The 18633-nt window shown below is 45.2% G+C and carries 14 protein-coding genes; 9 read left to right on the top strand and 5 right to left on the bottom strand.

Going from position 1 to position 18633, the window contains the following annotated elements; all coding sequences use genetic code 11:
* Positions 1-128 precede the first annotated feature (128 nt).
* Positions 129-1388, top strand: coding sequence for an ATP-binding protein (locus ACG2F4_RS10965; protein ID WP_395260678.1), 1260 nt, complete (start codon positions 129-131; stop codon positions 1386-1388).
* Between the two features lie 337 nt (positions 1389-1725).
* Here the strand turns inward: ACG2F4_RS10965 and ACG2F4_RS10960 are convergent, their stop codons facing one another.
* A complete protein-coding gene (locus ACG2F4_RS10960; protein ID WP_395260676.1) occupies positions 1726-2286 on the bottom strand; it encodes a helix-turn-helix domain-containing protein in 561 nt (186 codons plus the stop codon).
* An 829-nt stretch (positions 2287-3115) separates the two neighbouring features.
* The gene (locus tag ACG2F4_RS10955; protein ID WP_395260674.1) at positions 3116-3751 is read right to left on the bottom strand and encodes a response regulator; all 636 of its coding nucleotides are present in this window, start codon (positions 3749-3751) and stop codon (positions 3116-3118) included.
* Positions 3752-4044: 293 nt separating this feature from the next.
* Between ACG2F4_RS10955 and ACG2F4_RS10950 the strand changes: the two genes are divergently transcribed.
* From ACG2F4_RS10950 to ACG2F4_RS10940, 3 genes are all read left to right on the top strand, one after another.
* Entirely contained in the window at positions 4045-7812 is a 3768-nt protein-coding gene (locus tag ACG2F4_RS10950) for a chemotaxis protein CheB (RefSeq protein ID WP_395260672.1), read from the top strand.
* Between the two features lie 557 nt (positions 7813-8369).
* On the top strand, positions 8370-8936 hold the full coding sequence (locus tag ACG2F4_RS10945) for a DUF2959 family protein (protein ID WP_395260671.1): 567 nt from the start codon (positions 8370-8372) through the stop codon (positions 8934-8936).
* 287 nt (positions 8937-9223) lie between these two features.
* Positions 9224-9382 (top strand): YqaE/Pmp3 family membrane protein, encoded by a 159-nt coding sequence (locus ACG2F4_RS10940; RefSeq protein WP_395260670.1) that lies wholly within the window; start codon positions 9224-9226, stop codon positions 9380-9382.
* A 241-nt stretch (positions 9383-9623) separates the two neighbouring features.
* On the opposite strand, the gene ACG2F4_RS10935 is transcribed toward ACG2F4_RS10940, so the two are convergent.
* A complete protein-coding gene (locus ACG2F4_RS10935; protein ID WP_395260668.1) occupies positions 9624-9779 on the bottom strand; it encodes a lmo0937 family membrane protein in 156 nt (51 codons plus the stop codon).
* A gap of 713 nt (positions 9780-10492) precedes the next feature.
* Between ACG2F4_RS10935 and ACG2F4_RS10930 the strand changes: the two genes are divergently transcribed.
* The 4 genes from ACG2F4_RS10930 (at position 10493) to ACG2F4_RS10915 (ending at position 12613) form a co-directional block, all read left to right on the top strand.
* Positions 10493-10735, top strand: coding sequence for a hypothetical protein (locus ACG2F4_RS10930; protein ID WP_395260667.1), 243 nt, complete (start codon positions 10493-10495; stop codon positions 10733-10735).
* Between the two features lie 14 nt (positions 10736-10749).
* Complete coding sequence (locus ACG2F4_RS10925; protein WP_395260666.1) at positions 10750-11277, top strand: hypothetical protein; 528 nt, start codon at positions 10750-10752, stop codon at positions 11275-11277.
* A 218-nt stretch (positions 11278-11495) separates the two neighbouring features.
* Positions 11496-12149, top strand: a complete 654-nt coding sequence (locus ACG2F4_RS10920) for a DUF2959 family protein (protein WP_395260665.1) — start codon at positions 11496-11498, stop codon at positions 12147-12149.
* Between the two features lie 59 nt (positions 12150-12208).
* A complete protein-coding gene (locus tag ACG2F4_RS10915; protein ID WP_395260663.1) occupies positions 12209-12613 on the top strand; it encodes a hypothetical protein in 405 nt (134 codons plus the stop codon).
* 718 nt (positions 12614-13331) lie between these two features.
* Here the strand turns inward: ACG2F4_RS10915 and ACG2F4_RS10910 are convergent.
* Positions 13332-14828 (bottom strand): M48 family metalloprotease, encoded by a 1497-nt coding sequence (locus tag ACG2F4_RS10910; RefSeq protein WP_395260661.1) that lies wholly within the window; start codon positions 14826-14828, stop codon positions 13332-13334.
* 897 nt (positions 14829-15725) lie between these two features.
* Here ACG2F4_RS10910 and ACG2F4_RS10905 point away from each other — a divergent pair.
* Positions 15726-17039, top strand: coding sequence for an ice-binding family protein (locus tag ACG2F4_RS10905; protein ID WP_395260659.1), 1314 nt, complete (start codon positions 15726-15728; stop codon positions 17037-17039).
* A gap of 182 nt (positions 17040-17221) precedes the next feature.
* Here ACG2F4_RS10905 and ACG2F4_RS10900 read toward each other — a convergent pair whose 3' ends face one another.
* Complete coding sequence (locus ACG2F4_RS10900; protein WP_395260657.1) at positions 17222-18607, bottom strand: mechanosensitive ion channel domain-containing protein; 1386 nt, start codon at positions 18605-18607, stop codon at positions 17222-17224.
* Between the last annotated feature and the right edge of the window lie 26 nt (positions 18608-18633).

The raw sequence follows: 18633 nt of genomic DNA, 5'->3' as shown, positions 1-18633 counted from the left end.
GGCCATGCAAAACCCTCAAAAAAACAGATACGCTCGCTTACCCTTACTGTTGATCTGAAATATACATATGGATAAAGCTTCAAAATAATTTCCGGATATTATAATCGCCAAACAAATTGCATGATGTAATGAATGATAAAGAGCCGGCCCGACCCCAACAATCTGTCTCTCGTGCTATCGAAGGGAATAAACAGTACCTGAACCTACAGCCATACGTAACGTTGGCTCAGCACATCATGGATGCACCGGTTTGTGAAATCCACATCATGGATGCTCATTACCAGCGCACGGTAGCACACAATATAGATAAAGCCGTCTATAAAGATATCATCAACTACAATGCAATAAGGCAAAACGGAACCGTTTATGAAGTGGAGGATCTCGCTAATAACAGGCGCTATAAAGATCACGCTTACGTGAAGAACCCTCCCTTTTTTCAATATTTCTGCAGCGCTAACCTCACTGCTAAAAACGGCAGGGATATCGGCTGTATCTACGTGCTGGATACCAAACCAAAATCTGTTTCAACCAACCAGAAGAAACAGCTCCGACACCTTGCCCGGTTAGCCGTGAACCTCATTGAATATGAAAACAGATACAGAGAGATGGTTTCGAAATTAGAGGTGCTGAGTGATAGCCTTCATAAACTCAACCATGATGTGCGCACCCCTATCAGCGGTATTATGGGGATCTCCGACCTGTTGATCGAAAAGAAAGATTACATTGAATTCCCTGCCCGGGAACTTACGATGATAAAAGAATCTGCCGAAACAATCCTCAATATTATCGATGGAGTTTTAGAAGCTTCGATCATCGATGACTACGTACAAGAAGAGCAGGGAAAAAAGCGATTCGGTATTATTGTTGAACAGTTACAACACCTGTTCGATCCTCCGTCGAAAGCAAAGGGGATCTCTCTGGCGTTTGACAGCCACGTAAACACCGGGCTCAAAGTGTCTCAATCTTTTGCTCTTAAACTGCTGCAGATCACCAGCAACCTTCTTTCTAATGCGATAAAATTTACTCCACAAAACGGTGCTATTGACGTTACGATAACCCGGGACAGCGATAACAATAACAATATCCTGCATATCACCGTTGTGGATAATGGACAAGGTATGACCGCCGATCAGATCGCAGCGTTTAATAATGGTGATGCGGTTGCAAGATCGGCCGGCACCAATGGAGAGCAGAGTTTTGGGGTAGGCCTTGAACATGTCAAGCAGGCGGTCGCCCAGGCAGGAGGAACCATCTCTGTACAGGCTGGAGAAAATAACGGAACACAGTTCTTCGTCTCGTTACCCATACCGGTCGATAACTTTGGCAAATTGCTGTCATCGTTATCTTTGCATAAGGAAACTAAACCCTCGGGTAATGGAGTAAAGTAACCTTACGAAAAGAGATCTTTGCAAAACCTGTTATTCCCGGGGTATTTAGGGCATCCTCAACAGATGCTACCTCACGATGTACCAGCAACGTGCTAGGCTAAAAGGGGCCATAACCGAGATGTCCCTTTAGGCTTGATCTTTATCCAGAAAGAACCAAAAAACCAAGGCGGTAAAAACGGGATGGTATTTTTTGTAACCCGTCCCTCGCCAGAGAGAAATTCTTCCAGTTTGGTGTTATAACTTGTTAATACGAACTCCTCTCCGTCGTTCGAAATTCGTTATTCGCGATTTTACATCCTTAATCCCCCATTCCCCTCCGCTCAAAGCGTTTCCTATATCACAGGTCTTCGAGATTCTTTTCCCGTTTCTCTTTCAGCTCTTTGAAATAGGTGGGCGTGAGGCCGGTAACCTTTTTAAACTGGTTGGACAGGTGGGCCACGCTGCTGTAGTGCAGTTTATAGGCTATTTCGGTCAGGGTCAGCTCATCATACAACAGCAGCTCTTTTGCCCGTTCAATTTTGTGCATAATAATATACTGCTGTATGGTGGTCCCCTTTACCTCTGAGAAGGTGTTGGAGAGATAAGTGTAATCGTAGCCCAGCTTTTCGCTGATATAATCGGAATCATTTACTTTCGGAACTTCATCCTCGTAGTGGATCATTTCCACGATCACGCTTTTTATTTTTTCAACCAGGATATTCTTTTTATCGTCAAGCAGTTCCAGGCCGGCTTTTTTCAGGTTCTCCGCAAATGTTTCCAGCTGCTCATCGGTAATGTCATCCTGAATCTCGACCACGCCAAGGTCAACCGATACGCAGTCAATGCCAAGCTTTTTTAATTCCTCCTTGACCACCATTTTGCAACGCAGGCTTACCATATACTTAATATATAGCTTCATACTGTGCCATTCTTAAACCGTGAACAAGCAAAATTTAAAAAAGATGATTCAAGCAGAGGTTACCCACATTCATTTTGTGGTTCTTCATTCCAACACCGGTATCCTCCCAGTATCCAGTTAAAACGACCGGTCTTTAAGTGGTGGGCACCGGCAAAGGCTCCTTTTCATGACCGAGAAGCTCACTCTCCACCCCGTCAACAGGTATGGCCTCCGAAAGGGGGAACTGCCACAGGATTATACTGGCTGTGAACGGTAATAACGGAACAGCCGGGCCGCCACTTCCTGGTGAATAATCCGTGCTTTGAAATACTGCTGTTTTGATCTCCCTGCCCCCCCTGTGTTTGCAAGTGGGGATGATGTGGAAGTATTTCAAAGTCCTCTCCCAATCGAAGCGGAGGGTTCTATTCTCGTTTTTTTTTCATTTTCTATGTACACCTTCATTAAAGAATCGTACTTCGTGACGAGATTTCGGACCATTTTTTAGTTGAGGTAGTGAAAAGTTAACAAGAAGGAATGCGGGGCCTGATACTCCCCGCATTCTCGGTTATTCGGGTAATCCCGAGTTTTGCCTTTTCTCTCTTGTCATCTATTCAAAACTTCTGCCATAAAAATATTAGAAATTTGTAAATAGATTCCCTGTAGTACGTTTTGCTATTTTCTTGTACCAATTATTGCTATAAAAAGTCCAGCGGACTCCTGGCGTGCCAAGGTTTTTCGTATTGACTCATGCACAGAGAGGAGGACAGTGTCGCTATATCCAGTTCCAACGAGGAGTATTAGAATGGGATACCAGACCAGGGCAGAAATGGCAAGGCGTTATTACACGGCTCTATTCGATCAAATTGTGTTCGATGGCGTACCTGGTCATTTCCACATTTGAGCTTAGGTTCATCTTGTCTTTGATGCGAGACCGATACGTATGGATCGTTTGAGGGCTCAGTGAAAGTTCCTCGGCGATAGCTGTCACCTTCATGCCCCTGGCAATCATGCAAAGAACCTGGAACTCCCGGTCTGACAACTCCTCGTGCATCAGATTGTCCTTGCCAATATCTATTTGTGAGGCAAGCTGCTCGGCTACTTCCGGGGTTATGTATCTCCGTTTTTCAGTAGTGATTTTTCGGATCGCCTTAATCAACTCGTCGGAAATACTTGTCTTGGTCAAATAGCCGTACGCTCCTGCTTTTAAGGCCCGGATGGCAAACCGCTCTTCCGAATGGATACTCAAAATAAGGACCGGAAGTTGAGGATATAGTTTATTGATATGCTTTAGCAGATCGAGTCCACTTTTGCCGGGCATCGTTATATCCAACACTAAAATATTAGGGGTTTTCTCTTCGAGTATATCCAGCAGCTCATCCCCGTCTTCCGCCTCACCGACCACTGTCAAATCGGTTTTGCTGTCGACTACTTTTTTTATTCCCTCTCGAATAAGGGGATGGTCATCGGCGATTACTACCTTAACCATATTTCATATTCCTGTATAGCTTATTCCTAAACTTCCCGAGGGCTTTGCAAAACCCCTCAATTCCTCGTTCTGAGGGAGTTGTACTCCCGTTTAAAAGGGCTATAAGGTCGGTGGTACAACCACCTCCCAACCAAATAGCAGGTTCTGCAAAGGTCCCTCCCCGGGTATTTTATTAATATATTAAGAGATAAGAATATAGTATAAATAAGAAAGAAAATTTATGATATTTTGTTTTTCCGAGGAGAAGAACATGACAACATTTTCATTTCGCCTTAAAAAATGAGATCAATTTTATGGCAGTACATGCAAAAAATGAACAGCAGGATAACAACCAGGATTTCCTGGTAGTCGGGCTGGGCGCTTCAGCCGGCGGACTGGAAGCCCTGGAAGCTTTTTTTGAAGCGATGCCGGATGCTCCGGGCATGGCGTTTGTCGTCATTATTCATCTCTCTCCCGATCATGAGAGCAGCATGGCCGAGCTGCTGCAGGACCACACCTCGCTGCAGGTATCACAAATTACCGAACAAACACAGATAGCGCCCAACCATGTGTATATCATTCCGCCGGGCAAGCTCTTGTCCCTGGAAGACCGGCACCTGGTGTTGGCTGAAGCTGACAAGAAGAATAAAAAACTTACCACGATCGATCTTTTTTTCCGCTCGCTCGGCAAAGCCAGGGGTAATTATTCCGCCTGTGTCATTTTATCGGGAACCGGCAGCGACGGGACCATTGGCCTTAAAACCATCAAGGAACAGGGGGGTATTGTAATCACCCAAGACCCTGAAGAGGCGGGCTACGACGGGATGCCCTACAACGCCATGCAGACGGGCATGGTGGATATGACCCTGCCTGTAAAACACATTCCCGCAAAGCTGAAGGAGTACCAGGAAAGTCTCAGGCAGATTAACATTTCCGATTCCGGGGAGCTTCCGGAACGCGAAACAAAGGTGCTCAGCAAGATCTTTGGAAAGATAAATGTTGCAATGGGTCATGATTTCACCCAGTACAAGCGTTCTTCGGTTCTTCGCAGAATTGAACGCCGCATGCGGGTCACCCGCATAACGTCGCTTTCCGACTACCTGGAGTATATCACTGAGCATCCGCCCGAAATTAAAGAGCTGTTCAAGGATCTGCTCATCAGCGTGACCAATTTTTTCCGCGACCCCGAGGCCTTTGATACACTTCAGGAAACAGTTATCCCCAGGCTTTTCGAGGGCAAGAATGCAACAGACAGCGTGCGCGTTTGGGTGCCGGGGTGTGCTACGGGAGAAGAGGCCTACTCCCTGGCCATATTACTGCATGAACACGCCCAAACGCTCAGCAGTCCGCCGCAAATTCAGATCTTTGCAACCGACATCGACCAGGAAGCACTGGATATTGCCCGCAAGGGGTGCTATCCCGAATCTATGGTTGCTGACATTACAACAGAACGATTACACCGGTATTTCAAAAAGGAAGGATCTGAATATTGCGTCAGGCAAAATATAAGCGGCATGATACTATTTGCTGTTCACAACCTGCTTAAGGACCCGCCCTTCTCCAAGCTTGACCTTGTCAGCTGTCGCAACCTGTTGATCTACCTGAACCGTGATTTACAATCGGAGGTGTTCAACCTGTTCCATTACGCCTTAAAACCGGAGCAGTGGCTGTTTCTGGGCATGTCTGATTCTATTCTGGAAGCCACCGACCTGTTTAACTCCATTGACAAAAAATACCAGATATTTCAACAAAGCACGGTTTCAAAATCCCAGGTGCGGCTGCCGAGGTACCCGCTTTCCAGGCAAAGTGATCGCCGCCCTGCCTATCACCGCCGTAACGAGGTGTATAGCAAAAGGCAAAGTAATATCGAGGAGCTCCACCATCGCCTGCTATTCAACCAATATGAACCGGCCAGCGTCATTATCAATAACAATAATGAGGTTCTGCACTCTACGTCTGACATTGACCGGTTCCTGAAATATTCGGGCGGAGAGCCCAGCCAAAAGATCCTTGATATGGTCATCCCGGACCTCCGAAAAGTACTCAGCCGCCTGCTGTTCCAGGCGAAACAAGATGCAGCCGCATCCACATCCAAAAAAATTAAACTCAATATTGAGGGGGGCTTCCGTCATTACAAGATTATTGTTCGGAAGATAACCGAACCGAATTTTCCTGAAGGATTGCTGCATGTCATCTTTATGGAAGATCCCGATCAAGCGAGCAGCCATCCACAACCAGTTGGACAAATTGAGTCGGTAACCGCGGAGGAATCTGATATTATTTCTGCGCTGGAAAAGGAGCTGGAGCATACCAAAGAACAGCTACACGTTACGATCGAGGAATATGAAACCTCCAATGAAGAGTTCCAGGCTTCCAACGAAGAACTGCAGTCGATGAATGAAGAGCTGAGATCTACGACTGAACAGCTTGAAACCAGCAAAGAGGAACTGCAATCGGTTAATGAGGAACTCAAGAGTGTAAATACCGAACTCGAGCACAAAATTGAAAAACTAAACGAGGCGAACAGCAACCTCAAAAACCTGATGGAGGCTACCGATATTGCTACGCTCTTTATTGACAGCAATAACTGCGTGCAGTTTTTCACCTCGTCGGCCACCGATCTATTTAACCTGATCTCCTCTGATACAGGTCGCCCCTTTAACCATGTGACCCATCAGCTCGACTACGATTCGATACCGGCTGATATCGGCGAGGTAACAGAGAGCCTGCAGCCCGTCAAAAAGATCGTGCCGGATGATCATGGAAATCAATATATCATGCGCGTGCGACCTTATCGCACCATCCATGACAAAATTGACGGGGTGGTGCTTACCCTTGTGGACATCACATCGCTAAAAAAAGCGGAAGAACAGCTTACAGAGCGGGCACGGAGGCAGGAAATTATTTCCGAACTGGGCCTGTTTGCCCTGCAGGAGGATGATCTGCAGAAAATTATTGAAAAGGCGATAGATGACATTTGTGATATTACCGGTATCGATTACGGTTTCGTGTTCGAACGTGATCAGCATGAAGATTTATTAAGGCTGATCAGCACTAATTTGAAAGAGGGTACACCAGGCGAGGCTACCATCGGGCTGGATACCGATTGGGATGTCGGCTATGCCATAATCCGGTCAGAACCATTGATTACGGAAGACTTCCGGGAAGAACAACGATATAGCATACTACCATTGCTTGATGAATATGAGGTTACTTCCGGCATACATATTAATATCGGGGGAAGAGAGGAAGACTTCGGAGTTTTATGTCTCTATACCAAAACATTATACCACTTTTCAACGCACGACATTAGTTTTATTAAAATTATCGCAAACATTATCGGTTCCGCTATTGAACGAAAACGTGCTGCTCAAGAGCTTCTTACAACCAATAATCGGCTTCAAAAAGAGGTTGAACGAAGTACCGAACTCCAAAAACAGATCTTGAGTAACAGCCTGGCAGAACGCTGGGAACTGGGGGGATACCTCCATGACGATCTGGCCCAGATCTTGGCATATATAAAGATGACCGTCAAAAATCTCAAGGATAAGCTGTCGGGCATGAGTCAGGCTAATGCTTCTTCTATGCTCGATGAGATCAATTCTCTTATAGATCTCCAAATTGATACCATCCGCGAACTAAGTCATGACATCATCCCCATTGATGTAGAAGAAGAAGGGGCATCCCATGCGTTTACCCTTCTCATCCGGCGGTCCCAGAAAATCCACAACGTAAAATGTTCCCTGGAAGCTGATGATATATTGGACAAAATCAACAACAGGGAGTTATCCTCCAGCTTATACCATATTACCCAGGAAGCGATCAAGAACGCTGCCACTCATGGAGAGGCGAGTCGAATTTTGGTAGCCATTAGCCAACAAAAAGACCAGTTGATATTGGAAATCAAGGATGATGGCAGGGGATTTTCACCCGAGGAAACAGACAGCAAGGGAATGGGACTGCGGATTATCGGCCATCGGGTTGACTTGCTGGGTGGGACGTTTGCCATTGACCGGCTGCCGGACTCGGAGGATTTCACTACGTGTGTGAGATGTACATTTCCGTTCAAGTCTGTTACATGAGGCTGGGTAAATTCTCCCTGTTCGGTCACGGGCTCCTAATGACCAACCAATTCCACCGATAATCAGACCTCTACTTTACAAGCGGGCTGTACCCTGACAAAGTCCCTGTACCGAGATGGAGCACAACGGGCAGTGTACTCCATCAGTATACATTTACAATATTCAGGATTCCTCAAAAAATCATAGCCGTCTTTTCCCGTGACAGAGGTGCGTTTTGGGAAGTAGTTCCAACGCCCGCCTTTTCCCGGAACCAGTGATATATGTAAGCCTTTTGTGATACAGTATAACACTTTTCAGACCTGGAATAGCGACCTTCTATTACAGTGGGAAATACATCAACTCACCGTTCGGAGGGAGTTGCACTCCCGTTTAAAGACCAATACAGTCGGTAGTACAACTACCTCCCAATAAAACAGTAGGTTCTACAAAGGCCTCTTACAGTAAAAAGACCAATAAATGGGAGCATAATTATGACCCCTACCAGGCATATAAATCGTGTTCTTCTGTCCGCAATTATTGCTGGCTTCGTTATGACAGCCGGTTGCCAGTCGACAGGAATGGAGCGCTCCGATGAAACCCGGATCTCCCTGCAAACCATGGACGACGATATAACGTCGGCGATACGACAGCTGGATGCCACCGGGGCGGCGCTGGGTGAGATCCTCAGGCCCGGCCAACCCGACCTAAAAAAGGCGCTGGAAGCTTTTTCGAATAACGTCGCTAAAATTGCTGTTACCGAGACCAAGTTTAGCCGTCATGCGGACGAACTAACCGAACACGGCACCGATTATTTCGAGGAATGGCAACAGGAGGGCACTGAATATAATAATCCGAAAATACAGCAGCTGAGTGACCGGCGTCGGTCAATACTGGGGGGCGTTTACGGGCGAATTTCTGCACAGAGTACCAGGATTAAAGCCTCCTTTAAAACGTATGCGTCTGATGTAACGGAAATCAAGGTGTTTCTCTCCAACGATCTATCTGCCAATGGCGTGACCGCCATCGCCCCGATCGCGCGCCGGGTTATCAGCGAAGGGGACAGTCTTAAACATGCTATGCAGAATGTCCAAAGCATCATTCAGAGTGCACGAAACGAAATGGCACAAAGCGGAAGCGGCCTGTAATGTTTGTTGGCACGACCATTAGCGGACCTTCTTTGGCTCTGATTGTTTTCCAAGTCGCGCAAGTGACATGGATGGATAAAAAGATAAGCAGAGGAGTAGAGCGTAGCAGTTATGAAAGATTTGTTTCACGTTACGCTCAGACATGAAAAAGAGATCGACTTTTATTCAAAACAATACCTGTCGGCCTTTGAAATATTACTGTTTTAACCTTCCCAAATTCCTTCTTCGTGTACAAGAGGGAATGATGAAGCGATATTTCAACAACCTCAAATAATCAAGGTAAAAACATGGATATCCTGAAAATTATTTTTGCAATTATTCTTCCTCCAGTCGGAGTTTTTTTAGAAGTTGGTTTAACAGGTGCTTTTTGGATAAATGTGATACTAACCATACTTGGCTACATTCCCGGAATTATTCATGCTATATGGATTATTGCCAAACATTAATATCCGGGATTTTATGGTGAGTGTTGCGATTCATTTTTTCCTCACCCAAAACGGACACTCCATTCCGGGATTACCGGTTGTACTGGGATATCAGAATGGCAATGGAAGAGATTTTTTGAAAAAATCAGAAATATCACCGCCTCCCATTTTATGATATTAGGAGTGGGGTGAAATACCTCGCCAATCCCCCATCTGGATGCAGTAGGGGGAGAGGTCGAAACAGTAGTTTTTTAGTGACTCTTTAAAACGCTTTTCGTCCTTGAATCACCTGTAATAAAACAGCTATTACGGCAATGACAAGCAATACGTGAATAAGGCCACCCGCGCTGTATCCAATAAATCCAACCAGCCAGCCGATTATTAAAATTACGGCAATAATATAGAGTAGATTTCCCATGGTAGTCTTTTTAAAAGATTGTAATCCAGCTCTCTGGATTATGTAATCTGCCTCTTATTAAAAATCGTGGCAAACAGAACCACACTACACATAGCCTGATCGTTCTTGTGGCCGCTAATTGCGAAGGCAGAGGTGGAGTGTATCTCCACCAAGAAATGTACTATCATTTAACCCGGTCAATATTACATGATCCTGAAAAAGAGTTACAAATATCACAGATCTGCCAGGCTTTTGGTTCTTTCGGTAAAACCCTTAAAAACCCGTGACCTGACGTTTTAAGGGCGTTGTACTCCCGCTTGCCAACCCCCCTCCCAACAAACAGAAGATCCTGCAACCCCGATAAATGAGGATTTTGTATTCTTGAGAATAGCAATATGGCGCAAAACAACAGTTTTGCAACGTGCTCGCTAAGATTTTCGGGACCTGTGATATATGCAAATCTTTTCCCCCATTGTATAACATTTATTGGGCATAAAGGGGGATCTTATAGTACATATAAAAATTTTGAGCCAACAGGTAGGAGAATCCACTCTGCCCGATCGTCGTCATTCTTGATTATTGGGCCGTTTGTTTCCCCGGCTTCAGTATTGTCACCTGGTACCTGTTCTGTTTGTAATTGCTGTTATAGCAATATAACGGTAGCTAAATCAACGAAGGCGGGTTATATGCTTGAAGTCTTTCACAAAAACATATCCAACTTTAAAAATAACGTCATGAATACGAGAAAAGCATTATACGCCATACTTGGTGGTGTGGCACTTACCACCATAATCGGAATCCTGGTAACGCCCTACAGAGACTCCTCGGGGCGAAAGAGTATCGTCGACAAAGCCAAAGACTATACAGACACTGCCGGAGAAACAATAAATGAGTCGGTTGACAATGTTAAAAAACAGGTAAAAAAAATGGGCGAAGACGCTGAGCGAATGATTAATGAGGGAGGAAACGCGGTATAAATTACGAAAGTGAAATGAAACAGACCGTTACCATAGCGATGTTTATCGCTGGAATGATTATTACAGGAACGGCCCGGGCACAAGATGAGATGCCAGCAGTTACTACGCAGTATCGGCTCGTTGAAGGGATTGTGCAACTGTCCAAACCCGGTGAAGAGTCGGTATTGATTAATCTCTGGGGAGATGTAAACGCCCCCGGGCGATTTATGGTCCCCACCGGTACCACACTTATCGAACTGATCTCATTCGCTCGCGGCCCGGCCAGTTTCCGTACGGGCGAAACCACCCTTGACTGGTCCAAATTGCGTGTTGAAGTCAACGTATCCCGGCGCAACCAGGAAATGAACATTGATGAAGTGGTCAATTTCAGGTTTCGCTATACGCAACAGTTACCAGCTGGAATGCGCGATTTCGTACTGCAAGAGAATGACTTCATTACGCTTGAAGTAAAAAGACGCCCGGCCTTTGTCGACTACATGCGGATTATAGGCCCCATCTCCACCGTTGTGGCCGCTATGATACTGCTCGTAGACAAGCTTTAGCCCGTATTCCTGGTGAGATACCCGGGTAAAAGATGATCCACTACTGCGCTGGCTACGGAATCACATGTCATGTCTCTTCCCCCGATTTCTGTGAAATGTGTGATATATACAAGCTTGCGTCGTTGATCTGTAACGCTTCCCGGGGGCAGAATGCTCATATTACTTCTGTGAAATTAATTCACAGCTGTCCCGCCAGTCGCGGGCAATTGAAGGAGTTTATGATGAAACTACTAAACCAAACTTATACGTGGCACGGTGCACTGCTGATAATAGCTGCATTAGTTATTACCAGTTGTGCTTCAACCGGCATGCAGCGTTCGCAAGACACCCAGACAACCATGGAGACCATGGACAATGATATTCAAGAAGCATCCCGGCAGCTCGATGCCACAGGAGCATCCCTGGATGAGCTTATGAGGCCCGGGCAGACCGATATAGCAGGCGCGTTTGAGACCTACAAGAATAATGTGGGAAAAATGGAGTCCATGGAGAAAAAATTTGCCAAACATGCTGAGCAGATGAAAGCTAAAGGCATTGATTATTTTGAGGAATGGAAAAAAGAGGGCACCGAATACAAGAACCCTCAAATTCAGCAACTGAGTGATCAGCGGCGCGCTGCACTTGGAGAAATCTATGACAAAATTGCTGAAAACAGCATCGGCGTAAACGAGGCGTTCAAAGCGTACGTGTCTGACGTAAGAGAGATCCAGACGTACCTGTCAAATGATCTGACTACCAAGGGAATCGCGGCCATTGCCCCGACCTCCGATAAAGTCGTCAGTGAAGGAGCCAGCCTGAAGCGGGCTATCCAGCATGTACAAACTGCCATTCAAAATGCGCGAGCAGAAATGTCACAAACCAGTAGTAACTAATTATGAAAAACTTTAATCCCATTATAGTGAAAAAACCAGCTTTAATACTCGTAATATCCATGATGACTACAGTCGTCCTTTTAACCGGCTGCAACAGCCCGGACCAAAATATGGAAAATGCACAATCAGCCGTAGTTGAGGCCAACCGGGAGCTGGAAGAAGCTACCCGGGAATACCAGGCCGATATGAACCAGTACCGTGAAGAAGCAGCCGAAAGGATTGCCGCCAACGACTCAACGATCACAGCTTTCAAGGAACGTATGGCCAACAAAACAGCCGATGTGAAGGCGACATACGAAAAACAACTGGCCGAACTCGAACAAAAGAACAGCGACATGAAAAAGAAACTCGCTGACTACAAAGGGGAAGGAAAAGAGCAGTGGGAAACCTTTAAAACTGCTTTTAACCGCGAGATGAATTCCCTCGGTGAAGCCTTTGAAGATTTTACTGATACCAATTCCTAACATCACCCTTATCGTTATCATCCCTTAATCCCTAAAAATAACATTCATCAAAGAGAAACCCCTCAAGGACAGAGATAACCCTCTGTCCTTCTTTTTTGGATCCTGTTTGCAAAATTAATACAGGAGGATACCCATCTGAAGTTTTTGGTCTCTTGGTGATAAAAGCGGGATAGTGTTATAACCATGAAGTAATCTTTGTCTATTGGGTATGTCAGTCAGTACTACCCTCGCCACAGATATCCCATTATAACCGGCAATCCCGGAATGTGAGTGTTCATTTTTTCAGTAAAGAAAAAACGAACCTAAAAAATTCACCATAAAATCCCCAGATATTGACCTTTTGCCACCTCCTAACAATTATTTGCCTATCCACACCAAGTGGTTTTACTGGGATCAGTTGCAGGGATTTTCTGGACTTGGGGGCGCTTGCTGGAGAAAATAGTCTTATATCCCTCCGGCATAGCGATTTCTGAGCCGCCCCGGGCAAACGCAGCGCAGGCGCAGGGTAGTTATTTGTGACTGGTTATTAGTTATTTGGGACAACGAATAACTAATTCCTAATAACCAATAACTAATCCCGCCGGCGATTCATTGGGTTCGTTTTTGTTCACACAAAAAGGAACACCTCTGCCATGAGAAAAGAGCTACCGTGATTTTTTGAGGAAGGAAAGCCCTAATTACATTATGAACCAACCGATAACAACACAGGCTTCCGCGTTTACTGAGTTGGGAGTTTTAACCAGGTACCTGCATCGATCTGTTCATCGAGGCCCACCTGGTTCATTATGGCCAAGTCCTCTGGCGACACTGTTATCGAATAGCTTTCGAGGTTCCCTGGAAGAAAGGACTGAAAGGTGCCTGAACGGCTGGCTTTTACCGCCTGCAGGCGAACCGGTTGAATATTCAATATCCCTGAATCGGTCAGCTGCTTGAATCCACTGGTTATCTCATCAAAACGGGAAGCATAGGTTCCATACTTCTCAGCTGTTGTGTAGTTTAAAAAGCGATAGATGGAGCCATCATATTCTATGGCATAGAGATAGAATTTAAGCTGGGTCCCGTCCTCGGTCTGTCCGGTGGCTTCTGCCCGGTATGCAGAAAGGCCGTTGCTTTGGGTATCTGATTTTCCCAGCGTGGTAATGCCCTCTTGATTTAAGAACTCGTTAACGGAGGCCTCTGCACCCGCCGACTCGCCGTCCAGCGTCATAATCGAAACGGCATCCTGGTCCCCGCTTACAACCGCAACCAGTGACCGCTGATTAACCACCTGCCAGTCCTCAGGATAGGGAAATTGAAATTTCATATCCGGATGGTAGAAATGGCCGTTACGGGTAAACCCCTCCCGCGGATTTTCGCCATAGATCATATTGTCGAGCTTGCCCATATACTGATCGGTGTTGTCAATGGTCTGTTCATATCCTTTTGCTTTCCACTCTTCGGCAAGTTCAGGAATACTCCTTGCCCTTTCGCCCGGATCGGGATGGGTTGATTGCCAGTCGGGAATGCTCTGGCCGGACTGTTTGGACATCCGCTCCAGGGAAACAAAAAACTGTGCCCCTTCAGCCGCCTCGTATTGTTGCATGGCGGCGTACTCAACCCCAAGGCGATCGGATTCCCGTTCGTCATCGCGGCTGTAGCTTAAAAACAGCAGCTGGGCTGCCTGGCTGCCAATACCAAGGATATCTCCACCGGGAAGCCCCAGCAGTTCCCCGCCTATGGCTCCCCCGATCAGGGCAATCTGTCCCATCTGCTGCTCGAAGGCTCGCTGGGAGGCATGGCGTGCAATCACGTGGCCGATTTCATGACCCAGCACCACGGAGAGCTGGGCTTCATTGTCAAGATGCGACAGCAGTCCCCGGGTTACATAGATGTATCCGCCCGGCAAGGCAAAAGCGTTGACGACCGGGCTGTCTAAAACACGAAAGTAAAAGTCCGTTCCTTCATACTCGGCAGGCGTGTCGGCCCGGTTCATATGGCTGACGGCCAGCATCTCCTGCCCAATATTTTCCACATACGCTTGCAGCTCATCATTATCATATACCCCGTATTGTTGTTGAATCTGCTGGTCGGCATCTTTGCCAATCTGTTTTTCCTGGTCCCAGCTATAGCCGTACGCCCGCCGTTCACCGCTTATCGCACTTTCCTGTATACTGCAGGCAGAAACCAAAAGCCCCAGCATGAATATCAGCCATATATTTGAAATAATGGGTCTCATAATCGATCTCTCCTAATTTTTCTTATTGTGTACACAATTCCGGGATATTAAACCGTCAAAGCCAATTTGGGACGATTGGATTCATCATATTTCACTGCCTAATAATTTTTCAATCCCCCCTCTAACGCAGCTTGGTTGGATGGGCCCATGAGTGATATGTCAATCAATAAAGATCAGCATAACAACCCTTATGGACTATTAGACCGACAATTGACTACTCCTTAGACTGATAAATGACTACTCCCAGAATGAGTACGATTAGTGATATGAGAATCGGAACCCAATTACCAGTACTTACAGCGACATCTGCCCCCAATAATTCAAAAGATTCAGAATCGTTCATATATTGAATTCCAAAATATATCACTCCGATCAATCCGCCTACACTTAAGATACTTCCAATTGTCTGTTTCATAATTTCTCTCTTTTTAATTTTCATTACTTGGAACCAATGTACACTCTCACAAAATAGCGACTCAGCTAGAATAAAATGCTCCCGTGACTGTAGCTATCTTTTTAGTTTTCCTCATCTGAAAGAGCAATTCTAACAGATTTCTCATAACAATTTTTAAATATTCGTGCCGGGATGTGTTACAAATTATTGTGAAAGTATTACATATATCGCAGGTTTTGTTTGTTTTTTACACAGAGGAGGAGCTATCATTTTTTCTAGCAGCTGTTATATGGATTTCCAGCCATCAAAGAGAGATTAGCGAAAGCGAAATCATTACCTATTTGCAAAAATTGAAGAGTCTTTTTCATCGAGGTCAGGAACGGCAGGTGCATTCAGCTTCAGTGATATATACAACTAATAACCGGCATGCTGTAACAACTCTCAGTCAATTTATGTGCAGATTAAAGGCGTGATAATTACTCCACGCTAATCAAAAATATATTATGAAAACAAATAAACAGTTATTTAAATGCACCACTCTCTCAGCCCTGCTTTTTGCCGGTTTTTCTGCTGGTGGTATAGCACAGGATACAAGCACTGTCGCTGAGCCAGAGACAAAAGCACCCGTCATTTTATCAACCATTCCCGCTGGTGATGAGTTGAATGTTGATCTAAGTAGCGTTATCGAGGTAACATTCAGCAGTGATATGAATGAAGAAAGTATCAATGGGAGGACATTACTTTTACATGCTACGTATGCAGATACAATGCACGGAGAGCATGGAGGCCATGGCGAGATCCTGGATAATCCAATCAGTGACCGGTCAACAATTAAAGATTCTGAAAATAGCCGGCAGTATTCTACAGGTCCTGTAGGTGGAACTATCAGTTATTCTGATAAAGTAGCACTGTTTACACCTGACAGGGAACTTAACGAGGGTACTCTGTACACCTTTACCGTTACAAATGGTGTCAAAAATTCAAAAAATATTGCACTTGAAAATGATCAAACCTGGAGTTTTACAACCACAGGAAGATCTGGCGCAACTGGCTTTGATAAAGAAAATGACAGATATGGTATGGATTGGACTGAGAACAGCTCAATGTATGCCATGTTAACAAATAGGACAACGAGTATTGATCTCGGTAAAGCCGGCCATTTTGTTATTCTGGCAAAAACATCTGTTATAAACAGTTCATCATCCGTTATTACGGGTCACGTCGGAGAAGGCGCTGTGGCAACCAGCACTCCAAAAGAGGAGGACATCTTTAAGCCAACACTGCAAACAACCTCCGGTCAGGTTTTTGTTTTGCATGCGAACCAACGGAATGCAACTTCTCCAGATGCCATTGAAGCCATCGAAGACATGATGTCTGCCTTCGGTGATGCATCAATGCAGAACGGAGATGATTCAACCAGTCACAAGGATGAACGTTTCCTCAATAGTGTATTGTCCCCCGGAGTACATGAATGGAGTGATTCCCTTCATATAGCCTCCGATATTACTCTTTCAGGCAGTGTAGATGATGTGTGGCTGATCAAGGTAGGTGAAAACCTTACCATAGGGGAAAATACGGTATTCTCTTTAACCAATGGAGCCCGTGCAGATAATATCTTTTGGTATGTAAAAGGCGATGTAACCATCGGCAAGAATGCCCATTTTGAAGGCATCATCCTGTCCATCAATGAAATCACGCTTGAAAAAGGTGCAAAACTGAACGGGAGATTGTTTAGTCAAACGTCAATCATCCTCGATGATAATACCGTTACTGAACCCAGAAGTATCGACAGCCAAACTTCTTCAACAATCAGGTAAGGCAGGAAAAACTGTTCTATAGTAATCTGAAGTAGTCATAAAGCGGGCACCGGCCGGTGCCCGCTTTATTAAATTATTCTTGCAACTAATTCATCTTGCAAAAAAAATTTTATGCAGCAATAACCTGGCTGACCGGCATAACCGGTATTCTAGAAGTATATCAGACAACCACAATTTTGCGCCTATTTATTAGGTTTTAGAAGGTCATCTCCTTCTTCAGGAGATCTTGACTTCCGGGCCTGTTCTAAAATTTCCTCATCATTGCTTTCCAGCTGTCCTTCTGCCTTCGTTATTAATTTTGAATCTTCTGCAACAGGTCTACTCACGGTTTTTTTCTTATCGGACGCTTCCGTTTCCTTTCGGGATTGAATGGTTACACCATCGAGGAATATTCTTTCCCTTGCATCATCAGGCATTGAAACCCCCTCTGCCAAATAAGCGGTTTTAATCTGCCTTAGCACAGATGATTTTACCTTTAATACATTATGTTTGCTTCCATCCACCCAAACATAGAACATCAAATTAATGGTAGAAGGAGCCAGCTTGTCCACCAAAACCAAGGGCTCCGGTTCCCTCAAAACGGCCGGATGTTCTTCAAATATCTTTGTGGCAAGATCCTGTGCAGACGTAACGCTGGCATCATATCCAATACCAATAACAAAACTGAATCGCTGGTTTGGATTACTGGTGTAATTGAGGATACTGCTTTTATAGACGATAGAATTTGGAATTTGCAGATGGTTGCCGTCAAGGGTCATAAGTAGCGTAGCCCGAATGGTAAGCCGCTGGACATATCCAATATTGTTATTTATCTCTACATGATCACCCGCATGAAATGGGTTTTGAACACTCAAAAAAATACTGGCCAGGAAATTTTCCGTTATATCCCGGAATGCGATCCCCAAAACAATCCCCAGCAACCCTGTACCTCCCAGTATGGTGAGAGCTACATTGGTTAAATCTGCAACATGAAAAACGATATATATACCCAGGAGGAAAACAAAAATGCCAATACCTCGTGCAGCAATATCCTGCAAAAGGTCGTTCATTTGACGATTTACCAAATAAGCGCGGGCACCTTTAGCTACCAGCAGGGAAATTCCCCAGAAGATAACCAGTACCACTATTCCGAAGATCAGGAATGGAATAGCACTCATAATATTTCGCCATAATTCCTGCAAGCCGGTATAAGCGGGTTGATAATCCCATATATCCGGATCCAGAATATCAATTCTATTTACGACGGCAGTTACGTCCTGGGTATTTCTGGCCAAATCTCCCGCCCATCTCTTATAATCACCGGTTTCTGTTGATCCACTTAGAAAAACTACCCCATCGTTCACCTCTACCTGTGGATTTTCGAACCACTCTGTTGCAGTTAAAATCCGGGCAAGCCGATCCCGTATCTGGGAATCATCTGCTACTGGTGCAACATCTACGCGTTCGGGAGCGGCAGTTTCATCCGGTTCAGTCGTTTCAGTCTGGTTCTGAACCTGCGCAAGCACGCTATGCGGCATGGTGATCAGCAGGAGAAGTACGATAAATATGTACTGATATTCTTTATGCATACAGGTCTCTTAATAGTACTGATATG

It is taken from the genome of Halalkalibaculum sp. DA3122 (assembly GCF_043951865.1).
GTDB lineage: Bacteria > Bacteroidota > Rhodothermia > Balneolales > Balneolaceae > JAMQKA01.
The sequence above is the reverse complement of the archived record's forward strand: the minus strand, read 5'-3'. Positions and strand labels throughout refer to the sequence as shown.